The organism is Agilicoccus flavus (genome assembly GCF_014857905.1).
GTDB lineage: Bacteria > Actinomycetota > Actinomycetes > Actinomycetales > Dermatophilaceae > Agilicoccus > Agilicoccus flavus.
The window spans coordinates 125,578-137,601 of sequence record NZ_JACYXE010000010.1; the positions used below are offsets into that span (position 1 = coordinate 125,578).

The following is a 12,024-nucleotide window of genomic DNA, read 5'->3' on the forward strand; positions in this document are numbered from 1 at the left end:
CTGATCGCCCACTCCCCCCACGGGGGGACTCACCCCGACCGACGGCCGAGGCGGGCTGTCGGACCCCTTTGACACAATCGTCTCGGGCCGTGACGGGCCCGAGCGGGCACGCCGATCCCGCACCGATCTCGACGGGACGGATCCCCTTGACTCTCCTCACGCGTCTCAGCCTCGCCAACCGGGCGGTCGTCGCCCTGCTCACGCTGCTCGTCGTGGGGGTGGGCCTGTTCGCGACGACGTCGCTGAAGCAGGAGCTGTTCCCCTCGCTCGACCTGCCGGGAACCAACGTCGTCGCGTCGTACCCGGGGGCCTCGCCAGAGGTCGTCGAGCGCGAGGTCACCGAGCCGCTCGAGGACGCGGTCAAGGGCGTCGCCGGGGTCACCAAGGTGACCTCGACGTCGATGGCCGGCGTGTCGCAGGTGAGCCTGCAGTGGGACTTCGGGGCCGACGACGAGGCGATCCGCGCCGACGTCGAGTCGGCGCTCGGGCGCCTCGGTGGGCAGCTGCCCGACGGGGTCGACCCGCAGACGGGCCTCGCGAGCTTCGACGACGTGCCCATCGTCGCGCTGTCGGTCTCGAGCGACCAGGACTCCGCCGCCCTGTCGACGAAGCTCGAGGACGTCGCGGTCCCGGCCCTGTCGGGCCTGGACGGCGTGACGTCGGTCAGCGTGTCCGGTGCGCGGGCCAACGAGGTCGTCGTCACGTTCCGGCCGCAGGACGTCACCCGGTACGGCGTGCAGACCGCCCAGCTCCAGCAGGTGCTCCAGGCGGCCGGCGCCGCCGTGCCGGGCGGGCAGCTCCAGGCGGGCGGCAAGGACGTCAACGTGCAGGTCGGGCGCGCACTGTCCGGCGTGGAGGACGTCGCGAACCTGCGCCTGACCGGGACCGACGGGCAGGTGGCGTTGTCGCAGGTCGCCGACGTGAAGCTGGCCCCGGAACCGTTGACCTCGATCTCCCGCACGAACGGGCGGCCGTCGCTGGGTCTCGCGGTCGTCAAGGAGTCCGACGGCAACACCGTCGCCGTCGCCCGCGAGGTGCGCGAGGCGCTGCCCGGGCTCGCGACCCAGCTCGGCGGCGACGTGCGCTTCGACACCGTCTTCGACCAGGCGCCCTTCATCGAGCAGTCGATCCACGACCTGTCGACCGAGGGCCTGCTGGGTCTCGCCTTCGCGGTCGTCGTCATCTTCGTGTTCCTGCTGTCGTTCTCCTCGACCCTCATCGCGGCCATCTCGATCCCGTTGTCGCTGCTCATCGCGATGATCGGCCTGTGGCAGAGCGACCAGACGCTCAACATCTTCACGCTCGGGGCGCTCACCGTGGCGATCGGCCGGGTCGTCGACGACTCGATCGTCGTCATCGAGAACATCAAACGGCACCTCGGGCGGGGGGAGCGCGGCCCGGAGGCGATCGTCGGGGCGGTCCGGGAGGTCGCGGGCGCGGTCACGGCCTCGACGATCACGACCGTCGCGGTGTTCCTGCCGCTGGGTCTCGTCGGCGGCGAGGTGGGGGAGCTCTTCCGCCCGTTCGCCCTCACGGTGACGATCGCCCTGCTCGCCTCGCTCCTCGTCGCCCTGACGATCGTGCCGGTCCTCGCGTGGTGGTTCATGCGGCCCCGCTCGCGCCGGGCCCGCGCCACCGGACCCCGCGCCCGGCGCCGCGCCGAGCGCGCCGAGGCGAAGGCCGAGGCGGCCCGCGCCCGCCAGGAGGCGCAGCGCGAGAAGGCGACCGCCCGGTTCGAGGCGCAGCGGGACAAGCTCGTCGCGAAGCTCGAGCGCAAGGGCGCCTCGCCGGAGCGGATCGACACCGCCGTCGACGACCTGCGGGCCCGGCACCACGCGTACGCGCCGGTCGTCCCGGGATCCGAAGAGGCCGCGGGCCTCGACGCCGAGCACGCCGAGGCCCAGAACGGGCTGCAGCGGGCCTACCTCCCGGTGCTGCGCTGGTCGCTCGGGCATCGGGCGCTGACGTTGGTGTTCGCGATGCTCCTGCTGCTTGGCACGTTCGCGCTGGTGCCGCGGCTCAAGACCGACTTCCTCGGCGACGCGGGCCAGAACTCGCTCCGGGTGTCCCAGGAGCTCCCGCCGGGCTCGAGCCTGGCGGCCACCGACGCCGCCGCCAAGAAGGTCGAGGCCGCGCTGCGGGCCGACCCGGCGGTGCGGACCGTGCAGGCCACGATCGGGTCGGGCGGCGCCCAGGCGGCCGCCCTCGGATTCGCCTCCGGCGGCAACACGGCGTCGATGTCGGTCATGCTCGCCGAGGGCACCGACGGGCCGGCGGCGACGACGCGCCTGCAGGCGGCGGTCGAGAAGCTGTCCGGCGTCGGCGAGGTGACCGTCTCCGCGGGTGGCGGCGGCGCCGGCAATCAGGACGTCACCGTCAACGTCTCCGGCAACGACCTCGCGTCGCTGCGCACGGGCACCGACCGGGTCGTCGCCGCGATGCAGGGGGTGAGCGGTCTCGGTCAGGTCCGCTCCGACCTCTCCCAGGAGGGGCAGGTCCTCCAGGTCGACATCGACCCGACGCGGGCCGCGCGGTACGGGATGTCGCAGGCCGACATCGGCGCCGCCGTCCGCGCCGCGATCTCCGGCGCGAAGGCCGGCCAGGTCCGGGTCGAGGACGAGACGCAGGACATCCTCGTGCGTTCCCAGGAGCCGGTGACGACGCTCGCCCAGCTGCGGGCCCTGCAGCTGCCCGTCACGCAGACGATGACGGCGAACGCGCGCAAGGCGGCCGGCGAACGCGTGGCCGACCGGCAACAGGCCGCGCAGGACGAGCAGGCCGCGGAGGCGAAGCAGCAGGCCCGCGACCAGATCGAGAAGCTGCGCGACGGCCGGGAGCAGGCGGCCGAGCAGGCCGACGCGCTCGAGGACCAGCTGCAGGCCCTGCGCCGGGCGGCGACGAACCCGGTGCCCCCGGTCCCGACCGACCCCCGGGCCGCGCTGGCCCAGCAGGTCGCCCAGCTCGAGAAGCAGGCCGAGGCGGCCCGGGACCAGGTGCGCGAGCTCGACGAGCAGATCACCTCGGCGCAGGACCAGCTCGCCGAGTCCGACGCGAAGGCCGCGGAGGCCCGGGCCCTCGCCGACGACGCGCAGGCGGCCCAGGAGGCCGAGGCGACGCCGCGCACCCTCGCCCAGGTGGCGACCATCCGCCAGGTCGGCACGCCCGCGACGGTGACGCGCGTCGACGGCGTGCGGTCGGTGACGGTGACGGCGACCCCCAGCGGCGGCGACCTCGGGGCCACGACCCAGCAGCTGCAGAGCGCGCTCGACGCGACGCGCCTGCCGGCCGGGGTGAGCGCGAGCGTCGGCGGTGTGTCCCAGGACCAGCAGGAGGCGTTCCGTCAGCTCGGGCTCGCGATGCTCGTCGCGATCGCGATCGTCTTCCTCGTCATGGTCGCGACGTTCCGCTCGCTCGTGCAGCCGCTCATCCTGCTCGTGTCGATCCCCTTCGCGGCGACGGGCGCCATCGCCCTGCTGCTGCTCACGGACACCCCGCTCGGGCTGCCCGCGATGATCGGCCTGCTCATGCTCATCGGGATCGTCGTGACGAACGCGATCGTCCTCATCGACCTCGTCAACCAGTACCGCGAACGCGGCGTCGGGATCGACGCGGCCATCGTCGACGGCGCCCGGCTGCGCCTGCGGCCCATCCTCATGACGGCGCTCGCGACGATCTGCGCGCTCGTCCCCATGTCGATCGGACTCACCGGGGGCGGGGTGTTCATCAGCAAGCCGCTCGCGATCGTCGTCATCGGCGGGCTCGTCAGCTCCACGCTGCTCACGCTCGTCCTCGTGCCGGTGCTCTACGACCTCGTCGAGCGCGTGCGCCTGCGCCGGGGCCGCCGCCGCGGGGGAGACGCGGACCCGACCGATGCCCCCGACATCGCCGACCCGTCGCCGACCGGCGGGGAGTCCGGGGCGGGCGAGTCGGCCCGGCGACGGATCCGGTACGTGCCCCGCCCGGAGTGAGCCGGCGGGCGCCGCGGCACTGTCGCGGGCCCAATTCCCCTGGACGGGGCCCTCATCCGGGCGCGTCGCGGGCCGATGAGGTCCTCGACGTGGCGCTGACGTTCGTTCCGCACGTGGGGTCCGGCCGGAAGGGGAGCGATGAGTGGTGTCGCGCTGCCCGCGGTCGGCCGTCGGCCGCCCCGGCGCGGCCGGCCCGATCGCGCCGTCGCCCCTGCCGTGGCCCGGCTCGCCGCCGCCGTCCTCCGAGCGGTTGCGCCCCGTCGCCGGGGAGGACCACCTGACCCTGCTCACGTGCACCCCGTACGGCACGAACCGCCACCGCCTGCTCGTGCGCGGGGTCCGGGTCCCCTACGACGCGACGCGCGACCCGGGCTCCCGCCCCGACGCGGGAGCGACCCTCGCCCCGTGGATGTGGTGGCTCCTGCTCCCCGCCCTCGCCGCGATCGTCGCCACCGTTCTCCTGGTGATCGTCGAGCGCACCTCCCGGCGTCGGAGAGAGGTGCTCTGAATCGGCTGCAACTCCTCGTGATGGCCGGCCTGGGATCTGACTCCGTTCCGGCCACCTCATGGTGGCCGCATGACTGCGTTCCGACGCCCGGCGAACGTCGTAGCCGCGGCCTCTGTGCTGCCCGTCACCGACGTGGACCGCTCGATCGAGCACTACCGGGCGCTCGGCTTCGAGGTCGCCACGCTCACCGATGAGTACGCGATGGCGGAGGCACACGATTTCGAGCACGTATGTCGAGCAGTTTGTGGGGGCTCCACAACGGCCCGTGCGGCCGCCTCGGGGCGGCACAGGCCATCTGCGGCAGATCAGCGCGTATCGGGTCGTTCTGGTCAGGGCAGGAGGTCGAGGTAGTGCTTGCGTGCGGGCATGGCGTGGATGACGAGCTCGTTGCCGCTCTCGAAGACGAGGACGATGGTCTCGAGGAAACGGGCGTGGGTGTCGAACCCGAGGCGCAGCTCGCGGTGGGGCCAGTCGTCGTCCTCGAGGGGTTCGACCCATTGGGCCCAGTGAGCAGCGTGGGCGGCATCTTCTGGGGTCACCCCGTGCTTGAGGGCGCTGGGGTGGGCGTTCACGCCGCGAAGCCGGCCAGGGCTCGGCGGATGGCTTCGGATCGAGTGAGGTGCTCCCGCTCGGCGAACGAGTCCAGGGCGGCGATCTCCTGGGCGGTCAGTCGCACCGCGACGACCTGCATGGGCTCGGCGCCTCGACCGGGTCGACCGCGGCCGCGGCGTTTGAGGGCGTCTACGTCGTAGCCGGCCTCGGCCTCGTCGGCCCACTGCTGGATCTGGTCCTCGGTGACTTCGTCCTCGCGCATGCGGATATCGTAAACGAAAAAGGGCGTCTTGTCGGCGAGTGCCGTCAGGTGCGCGACGAGATCCCCTCACGTACCAAGGCGTTCGGCGCCGGCGCCGAGGACGGCGCGCGCTGCCGTTCTCCGACACGTGTGGCGACATGCGATGACCGCTCCCTGCGGGCCTGTGCCTCAACGACCCCTCCAGACGTGGCTTCACGACAGACACGTGACGGGTGGCATCGATCGGTTCCGGGTGGGGAGAATCGCGTGCGTCACGCGCCTAGAATCGGGGCCGAGATGAGCCTCTTCGACGACCTTCCCCTGCCCGGTCCCACCCCCGCCCAAGCGAGCGGGGAGGTGGACGACTCCGGCGTGCCCACGTGGGCGCGCAACGGCACGGCCCCGAGCGTGCCGCCCGCCGCCCGGCCCGGGCGTGACGTCGACGAGATGCTCGCCGGGCTCAACCCGCAGCAGCGGGAGGCGGTCGTGCACGCCGGCGGGCCGCTGCTCATCGTCGCGGGGGCCGGGTCGGGCAAGACGCGGGTGCTCACGCACCGCATCGCCTACCTGCTCGACCACCGGCACGTGCAGCCCGGCCAGATCCTCGCCATCACCTTCACGAACAAGGCGGCCGGTGAGATGCGCGAGCGGGTCGAGGCGCTCGTCGGGCCGCGGGCCCGGTCGATGTGGGTGAGCACGTTCCACAGCGCGTGCGTGCGCATCCTGCGTCGCGAGGCCGACAAAGTGGGCCTGCGCAGCAGCTTCTCGATCTACGACGCGGCCGACAGCCAGCGGCTCATGGCGATGGTCCTGCGCGACCTCGACCTCGACCCGAAGCGCTACCCGCCGCGGTCGTTCTCGACGCAGGTGAGCAACCTCAAGAACGAACTCGTCGACCACGAGACGTTCTCGACTCGCGCCCACAGCGAGGACCCCGACTCCCCGGGGACGCCCGCGGACCAGGTGCTCGCGCAGGCGTACACGATGTACCAGCAGCGGCTGCGGCAGGCGAACGCGCTCGACTTCGACGACATCATCATGACGACGGTCAACATCCTCCAGGCCTTCCCGGACGTCGCCGAGCACTACCGGCGCCGGTTCCGGCACGTCCTCGTGGACGAGTACCAGGACACGAACCACGCGCAGTACGTGCTCATCCGGGAGCTCGTCGGCGACGGCATCCACATCGAGGGCCAACCCGAGGTCGCGCCCGCGGAGCTGTGCGTCGTCGGCGACGCCGACCAGTCCATCTACGCCTTCCGGGGCGCGACGATCCGCAACATCGTCGAGTTCGAGCAGGACTACCCGGACGCGAGCACGATCCTGCTCGAGCAGAACTACCGCTCGACGCAGACGATCCTCGCCGCCGCCAACGGCGTCATCGCCCGCAACACCTCCCGCCGCCCCAAGCGGCTGTGGACCGACAGCGGCGACGGCGCCAAGATCGTCGGCTACGTCGCCGACAACGAGTACGACGAGGCGGCGTTCGTCGGCCGGAAGATCGACGAGCTCACCGACGCCCACGGGGTGCGCCCCGGCGACGTCGCCGTCTTCTACCGCACCAACGCGATGTCGCGCGCCATGGAGGAGGTGCTCGTCCGGATCGGCCTGCCGTACAAGGTCGTCGGCGGCACCCGCTTCTACGAGCGCCGCGAGGTCAAGGACGCCCTCGCCTACCTGCGCGTCATCGCCAACCCGACGGACACGGTCAACCTGCGTCGCATCCTCAACGTGCCCAAGCGCGGCATCGGCGACCGCGCGGAGGCGTGCATCGCGACCCTCGCCGAGCGCGACCGGATCAGCTTCGTCCAGGCGCTCGCCACCCCGGGCGACGCGCCCGGCATCGCGACGCGGTCGGTCAAGGCGATCCAGTCGTTCACGAGCCTGCTCGAGGCCCTGCGGACCGTCCACGAGGGCGGGTCGGGGGTGGCCGGGCTCCTCGAGGCGATCCTCGAGCAGACGGGGTATGTCGACGAGCTGCGCGGCAGCCGCGACCCGCAGGACGAGACCCGCCTCGACAACCTCGCCGAGCTCGTCGCCGTGGGGCGGGAGTTCGACGAGTCGCGCCTCGTCGACGGGGTGGCGCCCGACGCCGACCCCGGCGCGGTGCTCGACGAGTTCCTCGAGCGGGTCTCGCTCGTCGCGGACGCGGACGAGATTCCCGACGAGGCCGTCGCCGACGGCACACCCGCTCGCGACGACGGCGTCGTCACGCTGATGACGCTGCACACGGCGAAGGGGCTGGAGTTCCCCGTCGTGTTCCTCCTCGGGATGGAGGACGGCACGTTCCCGCATCTGCGCGCGCTCGGCGACTCCGGCGAGCTCGAGGAGGAGCGGCGCCTCGCCTACGTCGGTATCACCCGGGCCCGCGAGCGCCTCCACCTGTCCCGGGCCGTGGTCCGCTCGGCGTGGGGTCAGCCGCAGTACAACCCGCCGTCGCGGTTCCTCGACGAGATCCCCGAGGAGCTGCTCGACTGGGAGCGCACCCTCAACGACTACGCCGGGCCCAGCTCCTCCCGATCGTCGGCGCCGGCGGTCGCGACCCTGGCGGCGCGGCCGGGGGTGCGCTCACCGGGGAACCGCCCCGTCATCGCCCTCAAGGAGGGCGACCGCGTCACGCACGACAGCTTCGGGATGGGCAACGTCGTGCGCGTGGAGGGCGAGGGCGACAAGACGATGGCGCACGTCGACTTCGGCGGCGACCAGGTGAAGCGGCTGCTGCTGCGGTACGCCCCACTGACGAAGCTGTGACGATCAAGGTCAGCGCGACGGCAGGGTGAGCGCGCGGACGTCCCACCGACCGCCGGCCGAGTGTCAGCTCGGGGGAGCGGCCCAGTCCACGGTCGTCCCGTCCTCGAGGTAGGCGCGCAGCGTCGCGAGCATCTGTTCGTTGCCCGACGCGTTGGCGTCGCGGATCTCGGCCGTGTCGTGGCCGACCTCCTCGAGGTGCAGGCGCGTCCCGTCGCCGTCGGGCTCGAACGTGTAGGTGATCGTGACGTCCGAGTCCATCTGCACGGGGCCGCTGATCGAGGCCTCCCACGTCCAGACGAGTCGGTTCGGTCGGTCCGCGTCGAGGACGCGTCCCTCGGCGGCCAGGTCGTCGGGCCACTCGTAACGCCAGGTGCCCCCGGGTGTCGCGTCGATCCGGGCGCGCGCCGCGAACCAGCGGGTGAGGTGTTCGGCCCGCGTGAAGGCGTCGAAGACCGCGTCCGGCGGTGCGGCGAACGTGGCGTCGAGGACCACCGGAGCGATGTCGGTCATGCCGTCAGGCTTCCACGGTTGCCGGTCGAGGGCGAGACCCGGTCGCGAGATCGCGGAGGCCGTCAGAGCGGCAGGATCCCGCGGGCCGCGAGCCAGGGGTGCGGGTCGATGGGCTCGCCGCCGCCGGGGCGGATCTCCAGGTGCAGGTGCGGGCCCGTGGAGTGGCCCGAGTTGCCGAGGGTGCCCACGAGCCCGCCGGCCCGCACGGTGCGGCCGGCGCGGGTGGCGATGCGGTCCATGTGGCCGTAGCGCGCGAGCGTGCCGTCCCAGCACAGGACCTCGACCTTGTTGCCGTAGCCCCCCGCCTGGCCGGCGAACGTCACGTGGCCCGAGCACACCGAGCGCAGCGGCGTGCCGACGGGGCCGGCGAAGTCGAGGCCGGCGTGGAGGCGCCCCCATCGTTGCCCGAAGGTGCTGGTCAGATGCGTGCCGGCGACGGGGGTGGTCCAGGCGAAGGTCCGCAGGAAGGGGAGCATGGTCGAGGCGGCTCGCGTCGTGCCGGCCGAGCCGGCGACGGCGGCCCGGAACCGCGCCTGCCGCGCGGCGAGCGCGGCGGCCGGGGTCTGCGCGCGGGAGCGGGAGGCGGCGACGGGGGTGCGGGCCGCCCGCGCCCGCGGGGCGAGCGTGCGGGGCCGGGCGGTGGTCGCCGCTCGGGCCGACTCGGCGGCGCGGCTCACCTGCGGTTTCGCGGGGGCGAGGCCGGGTCGGGCCGCGGCGGCGCGAGGCCGTGCGGCGCCCGCCGACGCGGAGGGGGAGGGGGAGGGCGTCGGTGCGGGCTGGGCGGAGGCGAGCGGGCTGTGGCCGGCGGCCGAGGCCGTCACGGTCGACGCTGCGGGGACGTCCTGCCCGGCGTCTGCGGATCCGACGGCGGGCCAGCCGAGAGCGGCCGCGAGAGCGAGCGTGCCGCCCATGGCGGCGAGGCGTCCCCGCCGGCGGGATGTGATCGGCCGGCGGTGCCGCCCCTGCTGTCCACCCACGTCCTGTCCACCCACGTCGTCGTCCACCTCGCGTCGTCGGCAGCGGGCGAAAGGCGCACGGGCATGGCGACATCGACACGCTGCGGGATGGGCCGAGCCTACCGCAGTGAGGCGGACGTCCGACCTGACCGAGTCGAGGCGGTGCACGGACGGGCGGCACCGCAGGTCGGGGGCGGCGACGATAGGATCGCCGCGGACATTCCACCGAAGACGAGGAATCTGTCATGGATCTTTTCGAATACCAGGCGCGCGACATGTTCGAGAAGCACGGCGTCCCCGTGCTCGCGGGCGAGGTCGCCGAGACGGTCGAGCAGGCCGCCGCGGCCGCCGAGCGGGTCGGCGCGCGCAGCGGCGGTGTCACCGTCGTCAAGGCGCAGGTCAAGACGGGCGGTCGCGGCAAGGCCGGCGGCGTGAAGGTCGCCAAGACCGCGGACGAGGCCCGGCAGCACGCCGAGCAGATCCTCGGGATGGACATCAAGGGCCACACCGTCAACGTCGTGATGATCGCCCAGGGGGCGAAGATCGCCGAGGAGTACTACTTCTCGCTGCTGCTCGACCGCGCGAACCGCAACTACCTCGCGATGTGCAGCAAGGAGGGCGGGATGGAGATCGAGCAGCTCGCCGTCGAGCGCCCCGAGGCCCTCGCCCGTGTCGCGGTCGACCCGCAGATGGGCATCGACGAGGCCAAGGGCAAGGAGATCGTCGACGCCGCGGGCTTCGACGCCGAGACCGGCGCCAAGATCGTGCCGGTGCTGCAGAAGCTGTGGGACGTGTACCGCGAGGAGGACGCGACGCTCGTCGAGGTCAACCCGCTGGTCAAGACCGAGGACGGCGAGATCGTCGCCCTCGACGGCAAGGTCACCCTCGACGACAACGCCGACTTCCGGCAGCCCGACCACGCCGGGCTCGTCGACGCCAAGGCCGAGGACCCGCTCGAGGCCAAGGCCAAGGAGCTGGGCCTGAACTACGTCAAGCTCGACGGCAACGTCGGCATCATCGGCAACGGCGCGGGCCTCGTCATGAGCACCCTCGACGTCGTCGCGTACGCCGGGCAGGACCACACGGGCGGGGCGAGCAAGCCCGCCAACTTCCTCGACATCGGCGGCGGTGCCTCCGCCGAGGTCATGGCCAACGGCCTCGACGTCATCCTCGGCGACGAGCAGGTCAAGTCCGTCTTCGTCAACGTCTTCGGCGGGATCACCGCGTGCGACGCCGTCGCCAACGGCATCGTCGGCGCGCTCGACAAGCTGGGCGACGCGGCCACCAAGCCGCTCGTCGTCCGCCTGGACGGCAACAACGTCGAGGAGGGTCGTCGCATCCTCGCCGACCGCAACCACCCGCTCGTCACCATCGAACCGACCATGGACGGCGCGGCCCGCCGGGCCGCCGAGCTCGCCGCGAAGTAAGGGAGTCGAGAAACCAATGGCCATCTTCCTCACGAAGGACAGCAAGGTCGTCGTCCAGGGCATGACGGGCTCGGAGGGCATGAAGCACACGAAGCGCATGCTCGCCTCGGGCACGAACATCGTGGGCGGCGTCAACCCGCGCAAGGCGGGCCAGAGCGTCGACGTCGACGGCACCGACGTGCCGGTCTTCGGCACCGTCGCCGACGCGATGCGCGAGACGGGCGCCGACGTCTCCGTCGTCTTCGTCCCGCCGAAGTTCGCGAAGGACGCCGTCGTCGAGGCCGTCGACGCGGGCATGCCGCTCGTCGTCGTCATCACCGAGGGCATCGCCGTCAAGGACACCGCGGAGTTCTACAACTACGCGAAGGCCAAGGGCGGCACGCGCATCATCGGCCCGAACTGCCCCGGCCTCATCAGCCCCGGGCAGAGCAACGCGGGCATCATCCCGGCCGACATCGCCGAGGGCGGGAAGATCGGCCTCGTCAGCAAGTCGGGCACCCTGACCTACCAGATGATGTACGAGCTGCGGGACTTCGGCTTCTCGACGGCCGTCGGCATCGGCGGGGACCCGGTCATCGGCACGACGCACATCGACTGCCTCGAGGCGTTCGAGGCCGACCCCGAGACCGTCGCGATGGTGATGATCGGCGAGATCGGCGGCGACGCCGAGGAGCGGGCCGCCGCCTACATCAAGGAGAACGTGACCAAGCCGGTCGTCGGCTACGTCGCGGGCTTCACGGCCCCCGAGGGCAAGACGATGGGCCACGCCGGCGCGATCGTCTCCGGCTCCTCGGGCACCGCCGCCGCGAAGAAGGAGGCCCTCGAGGCCGCCGGCGTCAAGGTCGGCAAGACGCCGTCCGAGACCGCCGCCCTCATGGCGGAGATCATGACCTCCCTCTGATCCGCACGCGATCCACCCCGACGGGGCCGGCCTCTCCTCGAGGCCGGCCCCGCCGTCGTCCGCCCGGGGGCGGTCATCGACAAGCCCCGGGCCGACCGACTCCCTGAACGTTGGCCGAATCGTGACTGTGTCCCAACCGGGAGAGAACCACCCTGGCTCGTAGGGTGTGCCCGCGGCAGACAGTCCGCACCCGCAGCGTCGAGGAGCCCC

9 protein-coding genes are annotated in these 12,024 nt (G+C 72.6%); 5 read left to right on the forward strand and 4 right to left on the reverse strand.

The features are described from left to right. Nucleotides 1–146 precede the first annotated feature (146 nt). Nucleotides 147–3,968, forward strand: coding sequence for an efflux RND transporter permease subunit (locus ICW24_RS15215; protein ID WP_226346570.1), 3,822 nt, complete (start codon nucleotides 147–149; stop codon nucleotides 3,966–3,968). Nucleotides 3,969–4,110: 142 nt separating this feature from the next. Continuing rightward, on the forward strand, nucleotides 4,111–4,476 hold the full coding sequence (locus tag ICW24_RS19760; RefSeq protein WP_307781359.1) for a hypothetical protein: 366 nt from the start codon (nucleotides 4,111–4,113) through the stop codon (nucleotides 4,474–4,476). 329 nt (nucleotides 4,477–4,805) lie between these two features. Here the strand turns inward: ICW24_RS19760 and ICW24_RS15225 are convergent, their stop codons facing one another. Beyond that, nucleotides 4,806–5,048 (reverse strand): toxin, encoded by a 243-nt coding sequence (locus tag ICW24_RS15225; protein WP_226346571.1) that lies wholly within the window; start codon nucleotides 5,046–5,048, stop codon nucleotides 4,806–4,808. After that, entirely contained in the window at nucleotides 5,045–5,290 is a 246-nt protein-coding gene (locus ICW24_RS15230; RefSeq protein ID WP_226346572.1) for a ribbon-helix-helix protein, CopG family, read from the reverse strand. Before ICW24_RS15230 ends, ICW24_RS15225 begins: the two co-directional genes overlap by 4 nt. A 276-nt stretch (nucleotides 5,291–5,566) precedes the next feature. Here ICW24_RS15230 and pcrA point away from each other — a divergent pair, with 276 nt between their 5' ends. After that, complete coding sequence (gene pcrA / locus ICW24_RS15235; RefSeq protein ID WP_226346573.1) at nucleotides 5,567–8,020, forward strand: DNA helicase PcrA; 2,454 nt, start codon at nucleotides 5,567–5,569, stop codon at nucleotides 8,018–8,020. Nucleotides 8,021–8,083: 63 nt separating this feature from the next. On the opposite strand, the gene ICW24_RS15240 is transcribed toward pcrA, so the two are convergent. Then, a complete protein-coding gene (locus tag ICW24_RS15240) occupies nucleotides 8,084–8,530 on the reverse strand; it encodes an SRPBCC family protein (RefSeq protein WP_226346574.1) in 447 nt (148 codons plus the stop codon). A gap of 62 nt (nucleotides 8,531–8,592) precedes the next feature. Then, complete coding sequence (locus ICW24_RS15245) at nucleotides 8,593–9,207, reverse strand: M23 family metallopeptidase (protein WP_226346575.1); 615 nt, start codon at nucleotides 9,205–9,207, stop codon at nucleotides 8,593–8,595. 524 nt (nucleotides 9,208–9,731) lie between these two features. Between ICW24_RS15245 and sucC the strand changes: the two genes are divergently transcribed. Both sucC and sucD read left to right on the forward strand, forming a co-directional pair. Beyond that, complete coding sequence (gene sucC / locus ICW24_RS15250; protein ID WP_226346576.1) at nucleotides 9,732–10,913, forward strand: ADP-forming succinate--CoA ligase subunit beta; 1,182 nt, start codon at nucleotides 9,732–9,734, stop codon at nucleotides 10,911–10,913. 16 nt (nucleotides 10,914–10,929) lie between these two features. Further along, nucleotides 10,930–11,814 (forward strand): succinate--CoA ligase subunit alpha, encoded by an 885-nt coding sequence (gene sucD, locus ICW24_RS15255; protein WP_226346577.1) that lies wholly within the window; start codon nucleotides 10,930–10,932, stop codon nucleotides 11,812–11,814. Nucleotides 11,815–12,024 lie beyond the last annotated feature (210 nt).